Here is a 23600-nt window from a genome sequence, read left to right on the forward strand (position 1 = left end):
GCGCGAGGATGCGTCAGGCGACAGCGAGGGCGAGCGCGAGGTCGCACGCCGCGACGAGCCGCGTCCGCAGCGGGGCAGCACGTTCGGCGAACTCGCGCTGGCGGGCCGAGTACTCGGCCTTGCCGTCCGCCGTCTCGATTGCGACGGCCTCGAGGCCGTAGGACGAGACGTCGTACGGGCTCGCCTGCATGTCGAGGTACCGGACGTCGAGCGCGAGCTCGAAGCAGTCGAGGACGAGCGACGACTCGACGACGGGGCCGAGCTTCATCGCCCACTTGTAAAGATCCATCGACGCATGAAGGCACCCCGGCTGCTCGAGCTCGACCTGGTTGGCGCGCGTCGGTGTGAGCCGGTTGAGAGGAACAGCCGCGGGCGTGAAGAAGCGGAACGCGTCGATATGGGAGCAGCGGATCTGATGGCGCTCGACGACGTCGTCCGTGCCTGCTGCCCCGAGGCGCAGGGGGAGCGGATGGCGCGTGTCGGCAGCCTGGCCGTAGACCATCGCCCATTCGTGCAGGCCGAAGCAGCCGACGTTCGCGGGGCGCGACGTGGTCCGGGCGACCAGGTCGCGAACGAAGCTCACGGTGGTGCCACGCTCGGCAAGGAACGTCGTGACGTCGACGCGTGTGACGTCGCCGTCGGCGGCATACCACCGCCAGCCGCGGCGCTCGTCGACGTCATCGCCCGTGCCCACGAGGTCGACGGCCGAGCCCGGGTGCCACCGCCGCAGCTGGCCGGGGCGCGTCGCGTAGTACGTGTAGAGGAAGTCCTCGATCGCGTGCGCCTCGCCGGTGAGCTTGCGTGCGCGATGCCCAGCCATGAGCGCGTCTGCGCGCTCCGCGTGCGCCGCCGCGATCTCACGCCACGTGGCGGCAGGCAAGACGGCAACGGTGGGGCGCGAATCGGACAGCACGTCGGACACGTGGGGCTCGGGCGGGGCGGATCTCGGCACACGACGAGCCTACGGGGCGGTGTCGTCATCGACGCGCCCGACGTCCCCGCACACACGGCGTTGCACCTCACGACGGGCGGCGCAGCACCGCTGGCGCGTCACGTGCGTTTACCACGAGAAGAAAGCGAGACAGCCAGAACGCCATGAGACTCTTCCCACCCGGCTTCACCAGCGAAAGCACTGACATGTCGTCCGATCGAGCCGATGAGGACGACGGTCGGTGGCCACGGAGATGCGGCCGCCAGCGAGACGAGAGAAGTGGGTGGTGACGAACAACGTGGCGTCGGCAGGAACAGCACCGGTGCAGGATGACGCAGGGACGGGGCGCCGCCGTCGGCTCCGCGACCTGTCCATCGGAGTACGGATCGGAGCCGCCGTCGGCGCGCTCGGAATCGTCGCAACCGGAATGGGTGTCCTCGCGATCACGACGACCCAGGCGCTCAACGAGGGTCAGGAGCAGCTGTTCTCCAAGCACGTCGTCCCTCTTCAGGAGCTCGACCAGATCCAGCGCATGCTCCAGGGCAACCGCGTGCGCGCCAACCTCTTCGCGTTCGAGGCGCCCAGCGAGCGAACGGCTCTGAAGTCAGAGATCGCCGACCGCTTCGCGAGCCTCGACGAGCTCGTCGCCACGTACGTCGAGGACGCGATCGACCCCGAACGCGTGGCCGCCGGCGTCGCATCGGTCGGCACCTTCCGCGAGAAGTTCGAGTCCGAGTTCGTGCCGGCCGTCGAGAACGCCTCGTCCGACGACGCAAGCTCCTCCAATGTTGCGAGCATCTACCACGCAGACGTCTACCCGGCGGCCGACGCGGCTCTCGACGCCTTCTCCGACGAGACCGACGAGCACACCCTCGCCGCGAACGCGCTCCACGTCGAGGCCGAGAAGATGGCGGCGACCCGACAGCTGATCCTCATGATCGCCCTTGTCGCGGGCCTCGCCGCATCGCTCCTGCTCGCGTTGTCGGTCGTGCGCGGCATCGTCCGCGCAGTGCGCGATGTCGAGGCCACGGCCCGCGCGATGATGCAGGGCGACCTCACCCGGCGCCCGAGCGTCGACTCGGACGACGAGATCGGTGTCATGGCGGCGGCTCTCGGCGCGGCTCAGGACTCGCTCCGCGCGATGCTCGCCAAGGTCGGAGCCGCGTCGGGAACGATCGCTACGACGACCGAGCACATGTCGTCGGCCAGTTCCCAGGTCGCGACCGGCGCCGAGGAGACGTCCGCACAGGCGTCCGTCGTCGCTGCGGCCGCCGAGCAGGTCTCGCGCAACGTCGAGGCCGTGTCGGCCGGTGCCGAGCAGATGGGTGCCTCGATTCGTGAGATCGCCCAGAACGCGCACGAGGCTGCACGTGTCGCCGAACAGGCGACGTCGGTCGCCTCGGCCACGAACGACACGGTGAGCCGCCTGAGCCGGTCAAGCCAAGAGATCGGCAACGTCGTCAAGCTCATCACGTCGATCGCGGAGCAGACGAACCTGCTTGCGCTCAACGCCACGATCGAGGCGGCGCGCGCCGGCGAGGCCGGCAAGGGCTTCGCAGTCGTCGCGTCCGAGGTCAAGGAGTTCGCGCAGGAGACCGCGCGCGCGACCGAGGACATCGTGCGCAAGGTCGAGGTCATCCAGGACGACAGCAGCGAGGCTGCGGTGGCGATCGGGCAGATCGCCGACATCATCGCGAACATCAACAACTTCCAGATGACGATCGCCTCGGCCGTCGAGGAGCAGACGGCGACGACGAGCGAGATCGCGCGCGGCGTGACCGAGGCCGCGACGGGGTCGGGCGAGATCGCCGGCAACATCACGGGCGTCGCGCAAGCGGCTGCGACCACGAGCCAGGTCGTCACTCAGATGGAGCAGTCGACGCGTGAGCTCGCGCAGATGTCGGTCGACCTCAAGGAGCAGATCGACACCTTCACGTTCTGAGCCGGTCGTACGCCTGGTCCGGCTCCGGGGTCACCCCGGAGCCGGACCTCCGCGCACCGCGGGGGAGCGCGGCACGGGCACGCCTACGGCGCTGCGTCCTCGTCGAGATGCCCTTCGCGGGTCATGACGCCCCATCCCGAGTCCGCGCGTCGCAGCGCACGCACGACGCCGACCGCCCGCCACCACGAGTGCAGGAAGTGGAACCAGAAGGGCTCGGCCAGGGCCGTCGTCACGAGCGCGAGCACGTCGCGACGCCGCGGGTACCGCGCGAACGAGACCTCTTCGACGAGCACGGCGGCAAGCGAGCTGAGGGCTGCCAGCAGCACGGAGGCGCCCGCATAGACCGCGAGCATCTGCCAGGGAAGTGCCCCCGTGGCGAAGCCAGCGACAACGATGACGAGGCCCGCTACCTCGATGAACGGACCGATGAGTTCGAAGAAGACGAAGTACGGCATCGTCACCATGCCGAGCATCCCGTAACTGGGCCGCGCAATCATGCGCCGGTACTTCCAGAGAAGCTCGCCGAGCCCTTGCGACCATCGCTTGCGCTGCTTGGCGAGCACCTCGAGGGAGGAGGGCACCTCGGTCCAGCAGACGGGCTCGGGGAGGAACACCACTCGGAAGTCCTCGCCGCGCGCTCGCATCATCCGGTGGATTCCGACGACGAGATCCGCATCCTCTGCGAGCGAGGTCGGGTCAAGACCGCCGAGCTCAACGACGATCTCGCGCCGAAACAGCCCGAACGCGCCAGAGATGATGAGGAGCCCATTGAGGCTCGACCATCCGGAGCGGCCGACGAGGAACGCCCTCAGGTACTCGAGCACCTGAGTCCGCACGACGAGGCTACGCGGGATGCGAGTCGTGACGATGCGACCGCGGTGGACGCGTGACCCGTTGGACGGCAGAACAACGCCGCCAGCAGCAACGACGCGGTCGTCATCGATGAACGGCTGCACGACGTGAAGCAGCGCGTCGGACTCGAGCAACGAGTCGGCGTCGATCATGCACACCAGCTCTTGGGTCGCGACGCGCAGTGCCGCGTTGACCGCGTCCGAGCGGCGCCCGACGGAGGCCTTGCGCACAAGGACGAGACCTGGATGGCTGCGCGAGCGCAGCGTTGCGAACGTCAGGCCCTCCTGGTCGACACGGTCGTCCGTCGGGAGCTCGGCCTCGACCATGTCGAATGCGTCGATGAGCTTTGCGGCGGTGCGATCGGTCGAGCCGTCGTCGGCCACGATGATCTCGACCGTGGGGTAGCGCAGGTCGAGGAGCGCCGTGACCGCCGAGAGGATCCCGACCTCTTCGTTGTGCGCGGGGACGAGCACCGAGACGCCGGGGGACAGAGGGTTGGCGAACGTGAGGTCGCGTGTGAGTGCGGCGGGCCACGCGAGCTCCGTCGCGATCGCCCGGCCCGCGCGTGCGACGAGCACGATGTAGAGAACGTTGTACGCGAGGTAGTAGACGACGAGGACTGCTGTCGTCCACCACACGAAGGACTCGACGATGCTCACGGGATCTCCCTGGGTGAGCCGAGGGCGCTGAGGGCGTCGAGGAGTGCGCGCTCCTCAGCGGACCCACGGACGACGGGAACGAGAGCGGCCTCGAGTGCGGGGACGGAGTGCGGCGACCCGACACGGCCGAGCGCGAGCGCGGCACGGGTGCGGAGGGCGCCATCGGTCGCTGAGAGCGCGCGTTCGAGGTGCGCCCGCGCGTCAGCGAGCCCGAGGTGGCCGCAGACGTCAACGGCGAGGCGCCGTGCACGGGGGTCGTGCGACTGCCAGATGGGACCGAACGAGTGGGCGCTGCTCGGACCCGCTTGAACGATCGCCATGGCCGCGGTGCTCGTCGAGACGCCGCGCGGTGCAACGGCGGCCTCAACGATGACGGGGATGGCGTCGACGACACCGGCTTCACCGAGTGCGCGCACGGCGACCGTGCGCACACGCGGATGCCGATCTGAGACGAGCGGACGAATGGGTGTGGGGTCGTCGTCAAGCGCCAGATAGAGCTCGACGGCGGCAGCGCGGCGAGAGGGGCGCCACGCGCGCATGCCCCGCAGCGCGTCCTCACGGAATCCGTTGCGACGCAGCCAGCTCGCGAGATCTGCGCGGTCGGCACCCCGCACCTTGTGGGCGAGGGTCGCCGCGCCTGTCCCCAGGGCGTGCGCGTCCTTCTTCTTGGGCGGAAGCGGTACGTCGACACCGTCGGTGATGTCGAGGAGCAGGGGAAGGGCTCCCGCATGTGCCCGAGCACGCCGGCTCGCGGCGACCGTCGTGATGGCACGCACGAGAGCAATCGTCACCATGAGCAGGACGGTCGCGCCCGCCGACGCGACGAGCAGCCACCCAGCGAGGTCGTAGCTCATCGACGGGCAAGCAAGGCTTGCGCCCGGACGACGAGCTCGCGGGTGCTGAACGGCTTGGGAAGATACTCGTCTGCACCCGCGGCGAAGGCCCGCTCGAGGTCAGCCTCCTGGGCCTTTGCAGTGAGCATGAGGATGCGGGTGCTCGCGAGGTCCTCGTCGGCACGGACGGCCTCGCAGACATCGAGCCCGCTCGCACGCGGCAGCATCCAGTCGAGCACGACGAGATCGGGCCGCTCGGCCCGGATCAGGGTGAGCGCTGACTCGCCGTCAGCCGCCTCGAGAACCGTGTGGCCAGCGCCACGTAGCTTGTGGACGACGAGAGCAGCAATGTCGACGTCATCCTCGACCACCAAGATCCGCGCCATTGTGGTGCCTCCTCCTGCCGCATCATGGGCAGTGCTGGGCTGCTGCCCTCCGAGCCGTCAGGCTGTGGGGAGCAGGGGCGGCGTCACCGTCGTCCCGCGCAGCGTTGCTGTTCATCGTCGAACTACCTCATCATGAGGGACCGACACCGGTCGAGTTGACAGAGGTGGAACGTGCCCGGAGAAACACGACAGGTTCGAAGCCCGCGCGTGCGCATCATCGTCACGCATGTCGCTCTCGTCGCCGTCGCACTCGCCCTCGGAAGCGGCGTGGGCTCAGTCGCTCCGGGGTCTGATGTCATCTCGGTGTGGTGGCCCGCCGTGGCCGTGTGCGTCCTCGCCGTCCTCGTCGTCCCCCGCCGTTGGTTCTGGCTCGCGGCTCTCTCCGCGGGCATCGGGGCCGTGGGCGCGAACCTGCTCCTCGGGAGAGTTCCGCTCGTCGCAGTCGGCTATGGGCTCGCCAACGCCGCCGAAGCCTTCGTCATTGCACAGATCCTCGTGGCGGGTCGCGCACGTGCGCGCCTTGCGACGCTCCGGGACGTCGGTCGACTCCTCTTCGCGGCGTCGGCCGGTGCGCTCGTGGCATCCCTCATCGTGGGAACGACCGCTGCGATCGCCGGGAGCCAGTTCGTCGAGATCGTCTTCCCTGTCATCGCGAGCCACATGGCCGCGGTCCTCGTCATCGTGCCACTGGGAATCACCAGTCGCCGAGGGGGCGGGACGTCGACCCGATGGCACAAGGTCGTCCACGTCCTCGCGTTCATGAGCGTCATTGCGGTCGTGTTCGGTCCCGGTGAGGACCTGCCGCTGACGTTCTTACCGATGCCCATGCTCGTCTGGGCGGTGTTGCTCTTCTCGACGCGCATCGTTGCCGCCGAGTTTGCACTCATCGCCGTCGTCGTCTCGACCCTGACCTCGCGTGGGGAAGGACCGTTCGCCCAGGCGCTGCACGGCCCCAACCCGGTGGTCTCCGCGCAGCTGTTCCTCGTCGTGTACGCCGTCACGGTGCTCTCGTTCGCGGTAGCGCGCGACGAGCGTGTCGCCATGACGATGCGGCTCGCGAAGCGGGACCAGGTGCTGCGCGGAGGACTCATCGACGCGCAGGTCGGGTTCGTCGTGCTCGAACAGGTGGGGCCGCGGGACCTGCGCGTTGTCGAGGCCAACGTGCGGGCCGCCGAGATGCTCGCGGGGGAGGTCGTCGTGACGAGGGATGATGCGCAGGACGTGAGGGACGAGAGCCGCCGCCGGCAGCTTCTCCTCGACGAGGGATCGCCGTTCGTCCGCGCTGTGCTCGCGACGCTCGACTCGCCCGTCGGAGAGTGGTTCGACGAGATTGACATCGCGGGATTCCGACGCGGGGAAGTCTTCCTCACGCGCGTCGAGCGGACGACGGGTGGCGCGACGGTCACGGCACAGATCATCGATGTCACGCAGCGCCATCTCGCGGATGCGGCGCTTCAACGAGCGCTCGCGGACGAGCGCGCGGCAGCCGCGCGGCTGCGCGACCTCAGCAAGCAGAAGGACGGCTTTCTCTCGGCCGTGAGTCACGAGCTGCGCACCCCGATCACGAGCATCGTGGGATATACCGAGCTCCTTGTCGATGACACCCCGCTCGACGAGGAGCAGGAGCGCTACCTCGAGATCATCGAGCGAAACGCGCGACGCCTGGGCGTCCTCGTCGAGGACCTCCTCGAGCTGGGCGCCGCGCAGGCGCAACGCCTCGATGACGAGGCTCCGGTCGTCACCGCGCTCGATGAGACCGTGCGACACACGATCGAGGAGCACATCCCGCAGGCGAGTGCGCGTGGCGTGCGCCTCATCGTCGGTGAGCGCACGGGGCTCGGCGCACACGTCGTCAAGGTCGACCTCGAGCGGATCCTCACGAACCTCATCTCGAACGCGGTGAAGTTCACACCGGCAGACGGCACGGTGACGACCGACGTGCGTGCGCAGGGTCAGGACGTCATTCTTCGGGTCGCTGACACGGGCCCGGGGATCTCGTCGGACGAGATCGAGCGGGTGTTTGACCGGTTCTACCGCAGCATGTCGACCGATGAACGCCAGGTGCCGGGTGTGGGTCTCGGCCTGGCCCTTGTGCGCAACCTCGTGGAACGCAATGGTGGCCGCATCTGGCTCGAGTCGGACGGCGAGCATGGGACCGAGGCGTTCGTGCGGCTGCGGAGCGCTGGGCGCGCCGCGCGGCCGACGTCCGCCGAGGCGACGGAGGCGTCGACCGCGACCGCGCCCGAGGTGTCGACGCCTCCCACGACGTAGCGTGTTCGCCCGACGCCGTCGTCGATCAGGTCAGAACAGTGCAACCTTCGCCGGGGGTGGGAAGAGCGCGTCCATCTGTGCGAGCTCGTCGGCCGTGAGCTCGTGAACGGCTGCGGCATTCTGCCGCACCTGCTCGGGCCGCGTCGCACCCGCGATGACGCTCGCGACCTGCGGCTGGGCAGCGAGCCAGGAGAACGCGAGCTCGAGGAGTCCGAGGCCGCGCTCGCGGCCGAGCTCGGTGAGCTGCTCGATCGCGTCCCACGGCGCCTCGTCGAGCATGTGCTGGCGGGTGTGGGAGAGGCGTCCCTCGGTCGGAACGGTGTTGCGCGAGTACTTGCCGCTGAGCAGCCCGTTCGCAAGCGGGAAGTAGGGGAAGATCCCGAGCCCGTATGCCTGAGCAGCCGGGACGACCTCGAGCTCGGCGCGGCGGTCGAGCAGGTTGTAGTGGCTCTGCGACGAGATGAACCGTGTGCTGCCCGTGGCTCGCGCCACGTGCTCAGCGTCGGCGATCTGCCAGCCGGCACGGTTGGAGTGGCCGACGTAGAGGACCTTGCCCTCACGCACCAGGTCGTCGAGCGCTGCGAGCGTCTCGTCGATCGGGGTGAGCGGGTCAGGGGTGTGGAACTGCAGCAGGTCGAGGCGATCGGTGCCGAGGCGCGTGAGCGAGCCTTCGACTGCGCGGCGGATGTAGCGGCGCGACCCCCGAGCCGCGTGATCGGGGCCGTAGAGGCGTCCGTTGGCCATCCCGAACTTCGTCCCGATGACGACGTTGTCACGCTCCGAGCCGAGGGCGGCGCCGAGCAGGCGCTCCGAGAGGCCGCCTTCCGCGCCGTAGTTGTCTGCCGTGTCGAAGAAGGTGATGCCGGCGTCGAGGGCCGCGTGGACGACGGCGTGCGCGCCCTCGGGCGTGACGCTGTCGGTGCCTGTGCGGCCGAGGTTGTTGCAGCCGAGGCCGACGACCGAGACGGCAAGGCCGGAGGTTCCGACGCGGCGGCTCGGTGGCGCGTCCGGGCGGGCGGAGGGGGAGTACGAAGCGGTCACAGCGTCACGCTACCGCGTGCCCCCGACAGCGTGGCCCGTCAGACGAGGGAACGCACGATGCGCGCGGGGTTGCCCACGACGACGACGTCGCTCGGCACATCACGGACGACGACGGAACCCGCCCCGACGACCGACCGGGCGCCGATCGTCACTCCGGGCAGGATGACGACGTTCCCGCCGAGCCAGACGTCGTCCTCGATCGTCACGGGCTCGACGCGCTCCCACCCGTCGCGTCGCTCGACGACGTCGAGCGCATGCTGGGGCGTGTAGATGCGGGCCGAGGGGCCGATGAGCACATGGCGACCGATCGTCACGAGCCCTCCGCCCAGGACGAGGAGGTCGGCGTTGAGGAATGTGCCGTCGCCCACGTGCAGGCGTGAGCCGTAGTCGAGGTAGAGCGGTGGACGGAAGTCCACGCCCTCGCCGACCGAACCGAGGAGGTCACGAAACAGGGCCTCGGCTGCTGGGCGGTCGGTGTCGTAGAGCGCCGTGATCTGTCGGCACGTGGCCTGGGTTCCCGTCGTCATCTCGGCGAGGGCCGGGTCGAGCCGGTAGCGGTACCAGTCGCCGGCGACCATGCGGTCGTGCTCGCTGCGGGGGTCGGACGGGTCGGGAGCTGGCATGTCGCGCATCGCTCGAGCGTACGCGGTGCCGGGACCACCATGTGGTCAGGACGTCCCGGCCTGCGATGGCCGTGGTTAGCGTGAGCTCATGTCGACGACCACTGGGGCCAAAGCCGCGACCGACGGCTCGAAGCCGCACCCGAAGGATGCCTACACGCACGGGCACCATGACTCCGTGCTGCGTTCGCACCGCTGGCGGACCGCTGAGAACTCCGCGGCCTACCTGCTTCCGCACCTGCGCGAGGGCCTCTCGGTGCTCGACGTCGGCTGCGGGCCGGGAACGATCACCGTGGATCTGGCGCGGACCGTCGGCCCGGGCGTCGTCACGGGCATCGACACCTCGACGAAGGTTCTCGAGCAGGCGCGCGTGACTGCCGCCGACCAAGGTGTGCGCAACGTCGAGTTCGTCGAGGCCGACGTCTACGACCTGCCGTTTGAGGATGGCTCGTTCGACATCGTCCATGCGCACCAGGTGCTTCAGCATCTCTCTGACCCTGTCGCGGCGCTGCGTGAGATCCGCCGCGTGACGCGCCCGGGCGGGCTCGTCGCCGTGCGTGACGCGGACTATGCGGCGATGGCGTGGTACCCCCAGCTCGACGAGCTGCGTGAGTGGAACGAGCTCTACCACGAGGTCGCCGGCGCCAACGGGGCTCAGCCCGACGCCGGCCGTCGACTCGTCTCCTGGGTGCGCGCAGCCGGCTTCGCCGACGAGGCCATCACGGCGTCGGCAGGCGTGTGGTGCTACGCCTCAGAGGCTGACCGCGCGTGGTGGGGCGACCTGTGGGCCGAGCGTTGCCTCTCGTCCCAGTTCGGGCTGCAGGCCCGTGACGCTGGCCTCGCTGACGATGTGGCGCTCGAGGAGATCGCGCGTGGGTGGCGCGAGTGGGCACGCGACCCGGACGGCTGGTTCTCGATCACGCACGGCGAGGTTCTTGCGCGGGCGTGATGCCGCGCGTGGCGTGACGTACTCGCGTGCTGGTCGGCACCGCCGGGTGTCGGTGGTGCCGCGTAGGCTTGCCCCGTGCGTATCGCTAGGTTCACTCAAGGCTCAGATCCCCGTTTCGCCCTCGTCGACGGCGAGGTTGGCGCGGAGTCGCTCCACGTCATCACGGGCGACCCGCTCTACATGCCGGTCCAGCCGACGGGCGAGGTCGTCCCGTTGACGGACGACGTGCGCCTGCTCGCGCCCGTGATCCCGCGTTCGAAGATCGTCGGCGTGGGCCGTAACTATGCGGACCACGTCAAAGAGATGGGCAACGAGCTCCCCGTGAGCCCGCTGCTGTTCTTCAAGCCGAACACCTCGGTCATCGGCCCGGACGACCCCATCGTCCTGCCGTCGTGGACGCGCGAGGTCTCGTACGAGTCGGAGCTCGCGGTCGTCATCGGCAAGGTGACGAAAGACGTCGCTCCCGAGGACGCCTTGTCGAAGGTCTTTGGCTTCACGGTCGCCAACGACGTGACCGCGCGTGACGCGCAACGGTCCGACGACCAGTGGGCGCGTGCCAAGGGCTTTGACTCCTCGTGCCCGATCGGCCCGTGGATCGTCACCGACCTCGACGTCGAGGACCTCGCTGTCCGCTCGCGCGTCAACGGCGAGGACCGCCAGGACGGGCGGACGTCAGACATGATCTTCGACGTCGCCTACCTCATCTCTTACGTCTCGCAGTGCTTCACGCTGCTCCCGGGTGACCTCATCCTCACGGGCACGCCGGCCGGCGTCGGGCTCGTCGACCACGGCGACGTCGTCGAGTGCGAGGTCGAGCGCATCGGGGTTCTGCGCAACCCTGTGATCCGGCGCGCCTGAACCTGCGTCATCAGGGCGGTGCGTCCCGCGTCGCCACGTCTGAACCGGCCCCGCACGAGGTCGGCCCACGAATGGAACAAGGTGTTGACCGTGTCTTCTGCTCTCCCCTCCGGCAAGGACGTCCGCGTCCGCTTCTGCCCCTCGCCCACGGGAACCCCGCACGTCGGACTGGTCCGCACGGCGCTGTTCAACTGGGCGTACGCGCGGCACGTCGGCGGCACGTTCGTCTTCCGCATCGAGGACACTGATGCCGCACGCGACTCCGAGGAGAGCTACGCGCAGATCCTCGAGGCGCTTCGGTGGCTCGGTCTCGACTGGGACGAGGGGATCGACGTCGGCGGACCCCATGGCCCGTACCGTCAGTCGCAGCGCAAGGACCTCTACGTCGATGTCGCACGCCGGCTCCTCGAGGGTGGCTACGCGTACGAGTCGTTCTCGACGCCCGAAGAGATCGAGGCGCGCAACACCGCCGCAGGCCGCCCCGCGGCGATGGGCTACGACGGGTTCGATCGCGACCTCACGGACGAGCAGAAGGCGGCCTACCGCGCCGAGGGCCGCGAGCCCGTCCTGCGTCTGCGCATGCCCGACGCCGACGTGACGTTCACGGACCTCGTGCGGGGCGAGATCACGTTCAAGGCGGGCACCGTCCCCGACTACGTCATCGTGCGTGCGAATGGTGACGCTCTCTACACGCTCGTCAACCCCGTGGACGACGCCCTCATGGAGATCACGCACGTCCTGCGCGGCGAGGACCTCCTGTCCTCGACACCGCGTCAGGTTGTGCTCTACCAGGCGCTTCTCGAGCTCGGCATCGCGAAGGTCATGCCCGCGTTCGGACACCTTCCCTACGTCATGGGCGAGGGCAACAAGAAGCTCTCGAAGCGTGACCCGGAGTCGAACCTCTTCCTCCACCGCGACCGTGGCTTCACCCGCGAAGGGCTCGTCAACTACCTCGCGCTCCTCGGCTGGTCGATCGCGGCCGACCGCGACATCTTCTCGATGGACGAGCTCGTCGAGGCGTTCGACATCGCCGACGTCAATCCCAACCCCGCACGCTTCGACATCAAGAAGGCTGAGGCGATCAACGCCGCGCACCTGCGGCTGCTCGAGCCGACGGACTTCCGTGGGCGCCTCGTGCCCTACCTGCACGACGCGGGCTTCGTGGACGCCGCGACGTACGACGAGCTGCCGAGCGCGCAGCAGGGCCTCGTCGATGCCGGCGCTCCGCTCGTCCAGGAGCGCATGACGCTCCTCGGCGAGGTTGCGGGCATGCTCGGCTTCCTCTTCGTCGCGGACGACGCGGTCGTGCTCGACGCCGACTCGATGGCTGCGCTCGTCGACAAGAACACGTTCAAGGGCGTCCTGCCGGGCGTCCAGGCCGAGCTCGTCCTGCCCGAGGGCGCGGCCCCGGGGACGGCTATGCAGCTGACCGAGGCGTCCGTGGCCCAGGTGCGTGAGCGCCTGGGAGAGATGCTCGACCGCGCGCACGAGGTGCTCGAGGGCGTTGCGTCGTTCGACCCCGAGACGACGCAGAACGCGCTCAAGGCGGCGCTCATCGAGGAGATGGGCATCAAGCCGAAGTTCGCGTTCGCGCCGTTGCGCGTCGCGATCACGGGCCGTCGCGTCTCCCCGCCCCTGTTCGAGTCGATGGAGATCCTCGGCCGAGAGTCGTCGCTCGCACGCGTCCGCGCGCTGCGGGCAGCGTTGTGAGAGCCGACGCCTCCGCGTCGCGGACGCCCCGGTCTGACGCCCCTGCGGCGTCAGATGCGGGGCGTCCGCGGTGTGCGGGGGTGCTCTTCGACGTCGACGACACCTTGGTCGACACGCGGGGAGCCTTCGCCGACGCGATGGCTCAGATCGCGCGGGTCTATCTGCCCGACCTTCCCGTCGACCGGCACGGTGACGTCCTCGCGATGTGGCGTCGCGACGCGGGCGGGCACTACCGCGCGTACACGCGCGGCGAGCAGACCTTCCGCGAGCAGCGCATGACGCGGGCCAACGAGCTCATGGTGGGCTTTGGTGGGGCGGTGCTCGATGACGAGGCCTACGAGGACTGGGCCGCTGTCTTCGAGTCCGCGTTCGCTGCCGCGTGGCGCGTCTTCCCCGAGGTGTCGGCGACGGTCGACGCGCTCCTCGGGGCGGGCGTCCGCGTCGGGGCGTTGTCGAACGCGGTGACCGACTACCAGGTGCGTAAGCTCGCAGCCGTCGGGCTGGGGGATCGCGTCCCCATGCTCGTCGGGGTCGACCTCTTCGGGGTGGGCAAGCCGGACCCTCGCGTCTTCCTCGAGGCCGCGCGTCGGCTGGGGACGGCGCCGGCCGAGACGCTCTACGTCGGCGACGAGCTCGACATCGACGCGGGCGGAGCGATTGACGCGGGCCTTCAGGCGGCCTGGATCGACCGGCCCGGGGCACGTCGTGGGGGTGCGCACCCCGAGGATCCTCACGCCGCCCGCGCCGCGGGCGTCACCGTGGTCGCGTCCCTCGACGAGATCCTTGGGGTCCTGGGGATCGAGAGGCCTGCCGCGCGAGTGTGACCGCGATGACGTCGTCCCGGTTTTGATGTGCGGGCGCTCGTCGGGTAGTGTTCTTTCTCGGGACAACCCCTGGAAAACGGGTCGGCGGCCTTCTTCAAGGCCGACGGCGACGGACTGGTGGGTTACCCCCTTGGGGTATGGTGTAATTGGCAACACAACGGTTTCTGGTACCGTCATTCTAGGTTCGAGTCCTGGTACCCCAGCTCAAGATCTTCGGATCGCGTCGCTCATGCAGCGGCGGGAATCCGGGGATCTTGCTCCGTCAGAGCGGGTGTTCTCACTCGCGTCTGGCACGTCCTGCCCCCGTCGTCTAGCGGCCTAGGACGCCGCCCTCTCACGGCGGTAACACGGGTTCAAATCCCGTCGGGGGTACGTCTGCGAAGGCCCGGTCATCCATGATGACCGGGCCTTCGTCGTTGACGCGTGGCCGCGGACCGCGGCGGGGCATGCGGTAGGGCAGGGGGGCGTGACGAGGGTCACTGCGGGCTGATTGGCGCCCGGCCGCGAGAGGTGTGTAAAGTTCTCGACGGCGCAGCGAGAGGCACCTTCGGGAGCAGCTCGTCGCTCGTCCGGCCCCCGTCGTCTAGCGGCCTAGGACGCCGCCCTCTCACGGCGGTAACACGGGTTCAAATCCCGTCGGGGGTACAACAGCTCGGCCCGGTCATCGGTGATGACCGGGCCTTGTGCGTTCCACGGGTGGTCCCGCGCCGTCCGCGCGAGGAGGGCCCGGCATGCCGCCGGCCCTCCTCGCGCGACTCTTGCTAGCTCGCGGCGCGGCGCAGCACCTCGGTGAGCCGGTTGGCGGCGGCGACGACGGAGCCCGCGTGCAGACGGCCGGGCTGCCGGCTGAGGCGCTCGACGGGTCCCGAGATCGAGACCGCGGCGACGACGCGACCGGACGGGCCGCGCACCGGGGCCGACACGGAGGCAACGCCTGCCTCGCGCTCAGAGACGGACTGTGCCCACCCGCGCCGACGGACTCCCGAGAGGATCGTCGCGGTGAACTTGGCCCCCTGCAGGCCGCGGTGGAGCCTGTCGGGCTCCTCCCAGGCGAGGAGGATCTGTGCGGCGGAGCCGGCCTGCATCGTGAGGGTTGCCCCGACCGGGATCGAGTCGCGCAGCCCGACGGGCCGCTCGGCGGCCGCGACGCAGATGCGCTGGTCGCCCTGTCGGCGGTAGAGCTGTGCGCTCTCGCCCGTGTGGTCGCGAAGCGCGGTGAGCACGGGGTTCGCCGCAGCGAGGAGGCGGTCCTCGCCGGCGGCGGTCGCGAGCTCGTTGAGGCGCGGGCCGAGCACGAAACGCCCTTGCATGTCGCGGGCGACAAGGCGGTGGTGCTCGAGTGCGACGGCAAGCCGATGAGCCGTCGGTCGGGCAAGATGCGTGGCTGCGACGAGCTGTGCCAAGGTCGCAGGACCTGCCTCAAGTGCCCCAAGAACGGCGGCGGCCTTGTCGAGGACGCCAACTCCGCTAGAATTGTCCATAGGACGATATTGCAGTCTCGGAGGCTGAGACGCAAGTGCGGCGCACCGTGTGTCGTCGCGATTCTAGTCTCTGCCGCCGCTTAGCGGCAGTCTTTGACGAGAGGAACATCCATGGCCGGCACGCTGGCAGAGAAGGTTTGGGACGCACACCTCGTGCGTCAGGGTGTCGATGGAGCTCCCGACCTCCTCTACATCGACCTCCACCTCCTGCACGAGGTGACGAGCCCGCAGGCCTTCGAGGGACTTCGCCTCGCGGGACGCACCCTCCGTCGCACCGATCTCACGATCGCGACCGAGGACCACAACACCCCCACGCTCGACATCGACCTGCCGATCGCCGACCTGACGAGCCGCACGCAGATCGACACGCTGCGCAACAACGCCAAGGAGTTCGGCGTCCGCCTCCACTCGCTCGGTGACGCCGACCAGGGCATCGTGCACCAGGTGGGCCCCCAGCTCGGCCTGACGATGCCCGGCCTCACGGTGGTGTGCGGCGACTCGCACACCTCGACGCACGGCGCCTTCGGGGCGCTCGCGTTCGGCATCGGCACGTCCGAGGTCGAGCACGTCATGGCGACCCAGACGCTCCCGCTCGCACCCTTCAAGACGATGGCGATCAACGTCGAGGGCGAGCTGCCCCCGGGGGCCACCTCGAAGGACATCATCCTCGCGATCATCGCGAAGATCGGCACGGGTGGCGGCCAGGGCTACGTCCTGGAGTACCGCGGCGAGGCCATCCGCACGCTGTCGATGGAAGCGCGCATGACGATCTGCAACATGTCGATCGAGGCGGGCGCGCGTGCCGGCATGATCGCACCGGACCAGACGACGTTCGACTACCTCGAAGGTCGCCCGCACGCCCCGGAGGGCGCTGACTGGGACGCAGCCGTCGAGTACTGGTCGACCCTTCGCTCGGACGACGACGCGGTCTTCGACACCGAGGTCACGCTCGTCGCCTCCGACCTCGAGCCCTTCGTCACGTGGGGCACGAACCCCGGTCAGGGACTGCCGATCTCGGCGTCCGTCCCGGTCCCCGAGCTCATCGCTGACGAGAACGACCGGATCGCCGCCGAGCGCGCGATCGAGTACATGGGTCTCGTCCCCGGCGCACCGCTGCGTGAGCTCAAGATCGACACCGTCTTCATCGGCTCGTGCACGAACGGTCGCATCGAAGACCTGCGTTCGGTCGCGAAGGTCCTCAAGGGCAAGAAGCGAGCCGCTGACACCCGCGTGCTCGTCGTCCCGGCTTCCGCACGCGTGCGCCTCCAGGCCGAGACCGAGGGCCTCGACCAGATCTTCCTCGACTTCGGGGCCGAATGGCGTAACGCAGGCTGCTCGATGTGCCTCGGCATGAACCCCGACCAGCTCGCACCGGGGGAGCGCTCCGCATCGACCTCGAACCGCAACTTCGAGGGACGCCAGGGCAAGGGCGGGCGCACGCACCTCGTCTCGCCGCTCGTGGCGGCGGCGACCGCGATCCGCGGCACGCTCTCGTCGCTGTCCGACCTCGACCTCCCCGAGGGCACCGACCTCACGACCTTCGACGGCTCACCGCTCGCGCCGCTCGACCCGGACGTCCTCGTCCAGGTCTGACACCCGCGCACCGGTCACCGAAGCCACATCCAAGGAGCTCGTCATGGAGAAGTTCACCACCCACACCGGGGTTGGCGTCCCGCTGCGTCGCAGCAACGTCGACACCGACCAGATCATCCCGGCCGTCTACCTCAAGCGCGTCACCCGCACGGGCTTCGAGGACGCGCTCTTCGCCGCCTGGCGCGGCGACGAGTCCTTCGTGCTCAACCAGCCCGCGTACACCGCGGGCTCCGTGCTCGTGGCTGGGCCCGACTTCGGCACGGGCTCGTCCCGCGAGCACGCCGTCTGGGCGCTCAAGGACTACGGCTTCAAGGCCGTCCTCGCCTCCCGCTTCGCCGACATCTTCCGCGGCAACTCCGGCAAGCAGGGCCTGCTCGCCGCGCAGGTCGCCCAGGAAGACATCGAGCTGCTGTGGAAGATCCTCGAGAACGAGCCCGGCACCGAGGTGACGGTCGACCTCGTCGGTCGCACCGCGTCGGCCGGGGACGTCACCGTGCAGATCCACGTCGACGACTACACGCGCTGGCGCCTCATCGAGGGCCTCGACGACATCGGCCTGACCCTCCAGCACGAGGACGAGATCACCGCGTTCGAAGCGCGTCGCGAGGGCTGGCGCCCGCGCACGCTCCCGGCGAAGCACCTTCCCAAGCAGGAGATCGTCGCCGCGCGCCCGAGCGCCTGAGTCACAGTGCCCCGCGACGCCGGGGGTGCCGCACGAGCGGCACCCCCGGCGTCGTCGTGGGAATACCGCGTGCCCTGCACGTCGTTCGACCCAGGGCGTCGTGCGCCCGTGGGGTGCCCCCACGAAGTCCTCACACCGTGCCCGACTCTTTCGGCCCACCGGCTCTCAGCGATAGGCGACGATAGACCCATGACCGATCTCATCCACGTCACTGGCGGAACCCCGCTCAACGGAACGATCAAGGTGCGGGGCGCCAAGAACTTCGTCTCCAAGGCGATGGTCGCCTCGCTTCTCGGGGACGGACCGAGCGAGCTGCGCAACGTCCCGCTCATCCGCGACGTCGAGATCGTCAAGGGTCTGCTCGAGCTTCACGGTGTCGTCGTCGACCACGACCGCGAGGGTGGCGTGCTGCGCATGGACTCGACGGCCGTCGACTCGGCGCACGTCGCCGACATCGACGCGCACGCAGGGTCGAGCCGCATCCCGATCCTCCTGTGCGGCCCGCTCCTGCACCGCCTCGGCGAGGCCTTCATTCCCGACCTCGGCGGCTGCCACATCGGTGACCGCCCGATCAACTACCACCTCGACATCCTGCGCCAGTTCGGCGCGGTCGTGGACAAGCGGCCTCAGGGCATCCACCTCACGGCACCCAACGGCCTGCGCGGCACGAAGATCGCGCTCCCGTACCCGTCGGTCGGCGCCACTGAGCAGCTGCTGCTCACGGCCGTGCGCGCCGAGGGCGTCACCGAGCTCGCGAACGCGGCCATCGAGCCTGAGATCATGGACCTCATCAACGTCCTGCAGAAGATGGGCGCGATCATCTCGGTCGACACCGACCGCGTGATCCGCATCGAGGGCGTCAAGCGCCTCGGCGGCTTCCGGCACACCGCGCTCGGCGACCGCATCGAGGCGGCGTCGTGGGCATCCGCCGCGCTCGCAACGCGCGGCGACATCTTCGTCGAAGGTGCGACGCAGCCGGAGATGATCGCGTTCCTCAACACCTTCCGTAAGGTCGGCGGCGAGTTCGAGGTCGAGGACAACGGCATCCGCTTCTACCACCCCGGTGGTGAGCTCAGGTCGATCGTCCTCGAGACCGACGTGCACCCGGGCTTCATGACGGACTGGCAGCAGCCGCTCGTCGTCGCGCTCACGCAGGCCACGGGCATCTCGATCGTCCACGAGACGGTCTACGAGAACCGCTTCGGCTTCACCGAGGCGCTGCGTGGTATGGGAGCGACTATCCAGGTGTACCGGGAGTGCCTGGGCGGCCTCGAGTGCCGCTTCGGCCAGCGCAACTTCCACCACTCGGCCGTCATCTCGGGCCCGACGCCGCTCGAGGCCGCCGAGATCACGGTTCCCGACCTTCGCGGTGGGTTCTCCCACCTCATCGCGGCGCTGACCGCCACGGGCACATCGACGGTGCACGGCATCGGTCTCATCGACCGCGGCTACGAGAACTTCGCCGAGAAGCTCACGGCTCTGGGCGCGAACTTCGTCCGTCCCTGAGCGCGCTACGCCGCACGCGCTACGCCGCACGCGCCACGCGCCACGCGTCCGTGCGAGCGTGCGACGTCGACCCCGGTCGTGGCACCTGCCCGGCCGGGGTCGATCACGTCAGGCGCCGGTAAGATGTCGTTCCGTGTCGAAGCATCCAGCCAGCGCCAATCGCGCCTACCGCAGCATCGCGCGGATCATCCGCCCCCTCTTGCGGTCGATGACCATCCGCGACTGGCAGGGGATGGAGCATCTGCCTGCCGAGGGAGGCTTCGTCATCGCGGGCAACCACATGACGAACATCGACCCGTTGACGTTCGCTCACTACGTCTACGACGCCGGCTACGCGCCGCGGGTCCTGGCGAAGGCGTCACTGTTCAAGGTTCCGCTCCTGGGCGCGGTCCTGCGCGCGACCGAGCAGATCCCGGTGCAGCGCAACTCGACGCTCGCGGTCAACGCGCTCGCCCCGGGCATCGACGCGCTGCGGGACGGTCGCTGCGTCGCGGTCTTCCCCGAGGGCACGCTCACGCGGGACCCGGACCTGTGGCCGATGACCGCGAAGACTGGCGTCGCGCGTCTGGCCCTCGAGGCCAAGGTACCCGTCATCCCGGTCGCGCAGTGGGGGATGCAGGACATCCTGCCGCGCTACTCGCGGCGCTTTCGACCGTTCCCCCGCAAGCACGTCTCGGTTCACGCGGGCCCGCCCGTCGCGCTCGACGACCTCTACGACCGCCCGCTCGACTCCGCGACGCTGCGTGAGGCGACCGAGCGCGTCATGGACGCGATCACAGGGCTCCTCGCCGAGATCCGTGGGCAGGAGCCTCCTGCGGTGCGCTACGACATGAGGTCGGTACGACGCGCGCAGGACAGCGCCGATGGCGCGTCCGGGGCCGCTCCCGAAGCCGCTCCCGAGGCCGCTCCCGAGGCAGGGGACGACGCCTGATGTCGACGCCGACCGAGCAGCGGCCCTTGCGCGCAACGGTCCTCGGGACGGGTGCCTGGGGGACGACCTTCGCGATCGTCATGGCCGACGCCGGCTGCGAGGTCCGCATGTGGGGCCGCTCGGCCGAGGTCTGCACGCAGATCACGACCGACCACCGCAACTCGCGCAACCTCCCGGGTGTGTCACTTCCGCCCCAGATCACGGCAACGACCGACGCGGCGGAGGCGCTCGACCACGCCGACCTCGTCGTCGTCGCGATCCCGTCGCAGTCGGCTCGCGCAACGCTCGAGGCCTTGCGGTCGCACGTGCCCGCTGACGCGGTCGCGGTGTCCCTCATGAAGGGCGTCGAGCTCGACACCGACCGTCGGATGAGCGAGGTCGTCGCCGAGGCACTGGGCATGTCGGCACGACGGGTCGTCGTCGTCTCGGGCCCGAACCTCGCACGGGAGATCGCCGAGAAGCAGCCGACGGCAACCGTCGTCGCGGGGACGGACGCGGATGCGACCGCCCTCGTGGCGCGCGCGTGCACGAACGCCTACTTCCGGCCCTACACGAACGCCGACGTCGTCGGCGTCGAGCTCTGCGGCGCCGTGAAGAACGTCATCGCGATCGCCGTCGGAATCGCCCAGGGCAGGGGCTTCGGCCTCAACACGACGGCCACCGTCATCACGCGCGGCCTCGTCGAGATCACGCGCCTGGGCCTCGCCCTCGGTGCGAACGCCGAGACCTTCCCCGGCCTCGCGGGCATGGGCGACCTCATGGCAACGTGCGCCTCGCCGCTCTCACGCAACCACACGCTCGGCAAGCACATCGGCGAGGGCCTCACGCTCGAGGAGGCGATCGCGGCGACCGGCGGCACGGCGGAGGGCGTGAAGTCCTCCCGCTCGGTGCTCGAGCTCGCGCGCGCGCTCGGCGTCGACATGCCGATCACGCAGGCCGTCGCAGCCGTCCTCTACGAAGGGCTCGCGGTCGACGACATGGCGCGGGCCTTGCTCGCGCGCCCGCAGAAGGCGGAGGGCCTGTAGGACCGTGCCGACCGGACGGACGACCAGCTGAGGCTGAGGCGCCCCTCGCTCAGCGTGCTACGGACCGAAGCGCGTGGTCGAGGTCTGCCCAGAGGTCCTCGACGCTCTCGATGCCGACGCTCAGGCGCAGCAGGTCCTCGGGCACGGTGAGCGACTCGGTCGGGAACCGTCGGCGACGCTCGAGCGTCGACTCGACCCCGCCGAGGCTCGTCGCGGGAGTCCACAGGGCGACCCGCGCGACGACCGCATCCGCAGCGTCCGCACCGCCGCGCGGGCGGACTCCGAGGATCGCCCCGAAGCCGTCCATGAGCCGCGCTGCGCGGTCGTGGCCCGGGTCCTGGGGGAGGCTCGGGTGCCGGACCTCGAGGACGCCCGGGTGCTCCGCGAGCCGCGCAGCGAGCACCGCCGCGTTGGCTTGGGCCCGTTCGACGCGCAGGGCAAGGGTGCGCAGCCCGCGCAGCGCGAGCCACACCTCGAACGGGCCCGCAATCGCGCCGTGCGACGTCCGGTAGGCGCGCAGGTGGTCGGTGAGGTGCTCGCTCGCTGCGAGCGCCACGCCCAGGACGACGTCGGAGTGCCCCGCGAGGTACTTCGTTGCTGAGTGCACGACGATGTCGGCACCGTGCTCGAAGGGACGCTGCACGAGCGGCGTCGCGAACGTCGAGTCAACCGCGACGAGCACGTGGGCCGCGTGCGCGGCCTCGACGAGCGCGGGGATGTCTGCGACCTCGAGCATGGGGTTCGTCGGTGACTCGATCCACAGCAGGTCGGCGCCCGGGAGCGCGGCGGCGACCGCGTCGGTCTCCGCGATGTCGACGCGACGCACCTCGATCCCACGGTCGATCGTCAGCTGGTCGAGCAGCCCGAGCGTCGCCTGGTAGGCGTGCCGGGGGACGACGATCGTCCCGCCGAGCGGGACGAGCGCCAGCACGGCGGCGATCGCAGCCATGCCCGAGCCGTAGACCGTCGCCCCGTGCCGTCCGCCCTCGAGGGCCGCGACGGCTTCTTCGAATGGCTCCCACGTCTCGGTGCCCATGCGCGTGTACAGCGGTGCTCCCGGCGCGGGTACGCCCTGCGAGACGTACGTCGAGGACAGGACGATCGGCGGGTTGACGGGGGCGCCCGGGACGGGCGCGGGCCTGCCCGCGACGACCGCGACGGTCGCGGGGGACAGGGCGCTGCCGTGGTCGGCGCCACGAGGTGTCGAGGGGGCGCTGGACGAGGGCGTTGCAGGCGTCGTCATGTCGGCAGGGTACGCCCGTCGTCCCGCGCGCGGGACTCGGGTCCGCGGCCGTACCAGCAGGGTGCGCGACGGTAGGCTTGTCCGCGATGGACACGCAGCGTACAACCTCAGTCCCCGGTGACCGCCCCCGCGTCATGGTGCTCTTCGGAGGCCGCTCGGGTGAGCACTCCATCTCGTGCGCGACCGCCGCGGGCGTGCTGCGTGCGATCGACCGCCGCCGCTGGGAGCCCGTCCCCGTCGGCATCACGCGCGCGGGCCAGTGGGTCGTCGCGGCCGACGACCCCGCGGCGTGGGAGATCACGGACGGTCACCTGCCCGAGGTCGAGGCCTCGCACGCGGACGTCGTCCTGCCCATGGCGACGCACGTCCGCGAGGTCCAGGTCCTCGCCCCCGGCGAGGTCCCGACGGCGCTCGGTGACGTCGACGTCGTCATGCCGCTCATCCACGGCCCGTTCGGCGAGGACGGCACCCTTCAGGGCATGCTTGAGATGTCCGACGTCCGCTACGTCGGCGCGGGGGTCCTCGCGTCGGCGATCGGCATGGACAAGCACTACATGAAGGTCGTCCTCGAGTCCGAGGGGCTTGCGGTCGCGCCCTACGTGGTCGTCCGCCCCGGGGCGTGGGAACGCGATCGTGCGGCGTTGCTCGAGCGCATCGACGAGCTGGGCCTGCCGCTGTTCGTCAAGCCGGCGCGTGCCGGTTCGAGCCTCGGGATCTCGCGGATCGACAACCTTGACGACCTGGACGCGGCGATCGCGGTCGCACGCGAGCACGATCCCAAGGTGCTCGTCGAGCAGGGCATCGTCGGCCGCGAGATCGAGTGCGCGGTCCTCGGCGGTCGCGGGAGCGCGCGCCCGCGCGCCTCGCTCCCCGGCGAGGTCGTCGTCAACGAGAGCGACCGCACCTTCTACGACTTCGAGTCGAAGTACCTCGGTGAGGGCGACGTCGATCTCGTGTGCCCGGCGAACCTCCCTGCGTCGGTCATCGCGGCCGTTCAGGACGTCGCGGTGCGGACGTTCGAGGCGCTCTCGGGGGAAGGGCTCTCGCGCGTCGACGTCTTCGTCACGCCTGATGAGCGTGTCATCGTCAACGAGATCAACACGATGCCCGGCTTCACGCCGATCTCGATGTACCCGCGCATGTGGCAGGAGTCGGGGCTCGCTTACGCCGAGCTCATCGACGAGCTGCTCACGCTCGCGCTCGAGAGGCCCACGGGTCTGCGCTGAGCGATCTCGCGCCCGGGCGTGCGTCGCGCGTGCGGCG

The 23600-nt window shown here is 69.8% G+C and carries 20 protein-coding genes and 3 tRNA genes; 15 read left to right on the forward strand and 8 right to left on the reverse strand.

Features of this window, described 5'->3' with window-relative positions; translation table 11 throughout:
- Positions 1 to 13: 13 nt before the first annotated feature.
- Positions 14 to 952 (reverse strand): 3-methyladenine DNA glycosylase, encoded by a 939-nt coding sequence (locus ACTVCO_RS10325; protein ID WP_443728347.1) that lies wholly within the window; start codon positions 950 to 952, stop codon positions 14 to 16.
- A 265-nt stretch (positions 953 to 1217) separates the two neighbouring features.
- On the opposite strand from ACTVCO_RS10325, the gene ACTVCO_RS10330 reads away from it, so the two are divergent.
- Positions 1218 to 2873: a methyl-accepting chemotaxis protein gene (locus ACTVCO_RS10330; RefSeq protein ID WP_443728348.1), complete on the forward strand. Its 1656-nt coding sequence runs from the start codon at positions 1218 to 1220 to the stop codon at positions 2871 to 2873.
- 83 nt (positions 2874 to 2956) lie between these two features.
- Here the strand turns inward: ACTVCO_RS10330 and ACTVCO_RS10335 are convergent, their stop codons facing one another.
- From ACTVCO_RS10335 to ACTVCO_RS10345, 3 genes are read right to left on the reverse strand one after another with little or no spacing between them, the layout of a single operon-like run.
- Positions 2957 to 4384 (reverse strand): glycosyltransferase family 2 protein, encoded by a 1428-nt coding sequence (locus ACTVCO_RS10335; protein WP_443728349.1) that lies wholly within the window; start codon positions 4382 to 4384, stop codon positions 2957 to 2959.
- Positions 4381 to 5238, reverse strand: a complete 858-nt coding sequence (locus ACTVCO_RS10340) for a HEAT repeat domain-containing protein (protein ID WP_443728350.1) — start codon at positions 5236 to 5238, stop codon at positions 4381 to 4383. Before ACTVCO_RS10340 ends, ACTVCO_RS10335 begins: the two co-directional genes overlap by 4 nt.
- Positions 5235 to 5603 carry a response regulator transcription factor gene (locus tag ACTVCO_RS10345; protein ID WP_443728351.1) on the reverse strand — a complete coding sequence of 123 codons (369 nt, stop codon included), beginning with the start codon at positions 5601 to 5603 and terminating at the stop codon, positions 5235 to 5237. The genes ACTVCO_RS10340 and ACTVCO_RS10345 overlap by 4 nt, the downstream gene beginning before the upstream one ends.
- Positions 5604 to 5810: 207 nt before the next feature.
- On the opposite strand from ACTVCO_RS10345, the gene ACTVCO_RS10350 reads away from it, so the two are divergent.
- Positions 5811 to 7874: an ATP-binding protein gene (locus ACTVCO_RS10350; protein ID WP_443728352.1), complete on the forward strand. Its 2064-nt coding sequence runs from the start codon at positions 5811 to 5813 to the stop codon at positions 7872 to 7874.
- Positions 7875 to 7904: 30 nt separating this feature from the next.
- On the opposite strand, the gene ACTVCO_RS10355 is transcribed toward ACTVCO_RS10350, so the two are convergent.
- Both ACTVCO_RS10355 and ACTVCO_RS10360 read right to left on the reverse strand, forming a co-directional pair.
- Entirely contained in the window at positions 7905 to 8915 is a 1011-nt protein-coding gene (locus ACTVCO_RS10355) for an aldo/keto reductase (protein WP_443728353.1), read from the reverse strand.
- A 38-nt stretch (positions 8916 to 8953) separates the two neighbouring features.
- A complete protein-coding gene (locus ACTVCO_RS10360) occupies positions 8954 to 9547 on the reverse strand; it encodes a sugar O-acetyltransferase (RefSeq protein WP_443728354.1) in 594 nt (197 codons plus the stop codon).
- Between the two features lie 79 nt (positions 9548 to 9626).
- Here ACTVCO_RS10360 and ACTVCO_RS10365 point away from each other — a divergent pair, with 79 nt between their 5' ends.
- From ACTVCO_RS10365 to ACTVCO_RS10395, 7 genes are all read left to right on the forward strand, one after another.
- A complete protein-coding gene (locus ACTVCO_RS10365; protein WP_443728355.1) occupies positions 9627 to 10484 on the forward strand; it encodes a class I SAM-dependent methyltransferase in 858 nt (285 codons plus the stop codon).
- Positions 10485 to 10559: 75 nt separating this feature from the next.
- Entirely contained in the window at positions 10560 to 11342 is a 783-nt protein-coding gene (locus ACTVCO_RS10370) for a fumarylacetoacetate hydrolase family protein (RefSeq protein ID WP_443728356.1), read from the forward strand.
- A 90-nt stretch (positions 11343 to 11432) separates the two neighbouring features.
- Positions 11433 to 13052, forward strand: coding sequence for a glutamate--tRNA ligase (gene gltX / locus ACTVCO_RS10375; protein ID WP_443728357.1), 1620 nt, complete (start codon positions 11433 to 11435; stop codon positions 13050 to 13052).
- Positions 13053 to 13132: 80 nt separating this feature from the next.
- Positions 13133 to 13876, forward strand: a complete 744-nt coding sequence (locus ACTVCO_RS10380) for an HAD family hydrolase (RefSeq protein ID WP_443728358.1) — start codon at positions 13133 to 13135, stop codon at positions 13874 to 13876.
- A 131-nt stretch (positions 13877 to 14007) separates the two neighbouring features.
- Positions 14008 to 14079: transfer RNA gene (locus ACTVCO_RS10385), tRNA-Gln, on the forward strand.
- A gap of 96 nt (positions 14080 to 14175) precedes the next feature.
- Positions 14176 to 14248: transfer RNA gene (locus ACTVCO_RS10390), tRNA-Glu, on the forward strand.
- A 200-nt stretch (positions 14249 to 14448) separates the two neighbouring features.
- Positions 14449 to 14521: transfer RNA gene (locus ACTVCO_RS10395), tRNA-Glu, on the forward strand.
- A gap of 116 nt (positions 14522 to 14637) precedes the next feature.
- On the opposite strand, the gene ACTVCO_RS10400 is transcribed toward ACTVCO_RS10395, so the two are convergent.
- On the reverse strand, positions 14638 to 15357 hold the full coding sequence (locus ACTVCO_RS10400) for an IclR family transcriptional regulator (protein WP_443728359.1): 720 nt from the start codon (positions 15355 to 15357) through the stop codon (positions 14638 to 14640).
- Between the two features lie 111 nt (positions 15358 to 15468).
- On the opposite strand from ACTVCO_RS10400, the gene leuC reads away from it, so the two are divergent.
- The 5 genes from leuC (at position 15469) to ACTVCO_RS10425 (ending at position 21094) form a co-directional block, all read left to right on the forward strand.
- Positions 15469 to 16950 carry a 3-isopropylmalate dehydratase large subunit gene (gene leuC / locus ACTVCO_RS10405; RefSeq protein WP_443728360.1) on the forward strand — a complete coding sequence of 494 codons (1482 nt, stop codon included), beginning with the start codon at positions 15469 to 15471 and terminating at the stop codon, positions 16948 to 16950.
- 43 nt (positions 16951 to 16993) lie between these two features.
- On the forward strand, positions 16994 to 17632 hold the full coding sequence (leuD, locus tag ACTVCO_RS10410) for a 3-isopropylmalate dehydratase small subunit (RefSeq protein WP_443728361.1): 639 nt from the start codon (positions 16994 to 16996) through the stop codon (positions 17630 to 17632).
- 189 nt (positions 17633 to 17821) lie between these two features.
- Complete coding sequence (murA, locus tag ACTVCO_RS10415; protein ID WP_443728362.1) at positions 17822 to 19138, forward strand: UDP-N-acetylglucosamine 1-carboxyvinyltransferase; 1317 nt, start codon at positions 17822 to 17824, stop codon at positions 19136 to 19138.
- A gap of 133 nt (positions 19139 to 19271) precedes the next feature.
- Complete coding sequence (locus ACTVCO_RS10420) at positions 19272 to 20069, forward strand: lysophospholipid acyltransferase family protein (RefSeq protein WP_443728363.1); 798 nt, start codon at positions 19272 to 19274, stop codon at positions 20067 to 20069.
- Entirely contained in the window at positions 20069 to 21094 is a 1026-nt protein-coding gene (locus ACTVCO_RS10425) for an NAD(P)H-dependent glycerol-3-phosphate dehydrogenase (RefSeq protein ID WP_443728364.1), read from the forward strand. The genes ACTVCO_RS10420 and ACTVCO_RS10425 overlap by 1 nt, the downstream gene beginning before the upstream one ends.
- Positions 21095 to 21143: 49 nt before the next feature.
- Here ACTVCO_RS10425 and ACTVCO_RS10430 read toward each other — a convergent pair whose 3' ends face one another.
- A complete protein-coding gene (locus ACTVCO_RS10430; protein WP_443728365.1) occupies positions 21144 to 22337 on the reverse strand; it encodes a trans-sulfuration enzyme family protein in 1194 nt (397 codons plus the stop codon).
- Between the two features lie 86 nt (positions 22338 to 22423).
- Here ACTVCO_RS10430 and ACTVCO_RS10435 point away from each other — a divergent pair, with 86 nt between their 5' ends.
- Positions 22424 to 23563, forward strand: coding sequence for a D-alanine--D-alanine ligase family protein (locus ACTVCO_RS10435; RefSeq protein ID WP_443728366.1), 1140 nt, complete (start codon positions 22424 to 22426; stop codon positions 23561 to 23563).
- Positions 23564 to 23600: the final 37 nt, after the last annotated feature.

Origin of the sequence: Sanguibacter sp. A247, from assembly GCF_052324925.1 — a bacterium.
GTDB lineage: Bacteria > Actinomycetota > Actinomycetes > Actinomycetales > Cellulomonadaceae > Flavimobilis.

Coding starts and splice junctions, on each gene's coding strand:
- ACTVCO_RS10340 (WP_443728350.1), bottom strand. CDS start 5,238: ATGAGCTACGACCTCGCTGGGTGGCTGCTCGTCGCGTCGGCGGGCGCG.
- ACTVCO_RS10345 (WP_443728351.1), bottom strand. CDS start 5,603: ATGGCGCGGATCTTGGTGGTCGAGGATGACGTCGACATTGCTGCTCTC.
- ACTVCO_RS10360 (WP_443728354.1), bottom strand. CDS start 9,547: ATGCGCGACATGCCAGCTCCCGACCCGTCCGACCCCCGCAGCGAGCAC.
- ACTVCO_RS10365 (WP_443728355.1), top strand. CDS start 9,627: ATGTCGACGACCACTGGGGCCAAAGCCGCGACCGACGGCTCGAAGCCG.
- ACTVCO_RS10400 (WP_443728359.1), bottom strand. CDS start 15,357: ATGGACAATTCTAGCGGAGTTGGCGTCCTCGACAAGGCCGCCGCCGTT.
- leuC (WP_443728360.1), top strand. CDS start 15,469: ATGGCCGGCACGCTGGCAGAGAAGGTTTGGGACGCACACCTCGTGCGT.
- leuD (WP_443728361.1), top strand. CDS start 16,994: ATGGAGAAGTTCACCACCCACACCGGGGTTGGCGTCCCGCTGCGTCGC.
- murA (WP_443728362.1), top strand. CDS start 17,822: ATGACCGATCTCATCCACGTCACTGGCGGAACCCCGCTCAACGGAACG.
- ACTVCO_RS10425 (WP_443728364.1), top strand. CDS start 20,069: ATGTCGACGCCGACCGAGCAGCGGCCCTTGCGCGCAACGGTCCTCGGG.
- ACTVCO_RS10430 (WP_443728365.1), bottom strand. CDS start 22,337: ATGACGACGCCTGCAACGCCCTCGTCCAGCGCCCCCTCGACACCTCGT.
- ACTVCO_RS10435 (WP_443728366.1), top strand. CDS start 22,424: ATGGACACGCAGCGTACAACCTCAGTCCCCGGTGACCGCCCCCGCGTC.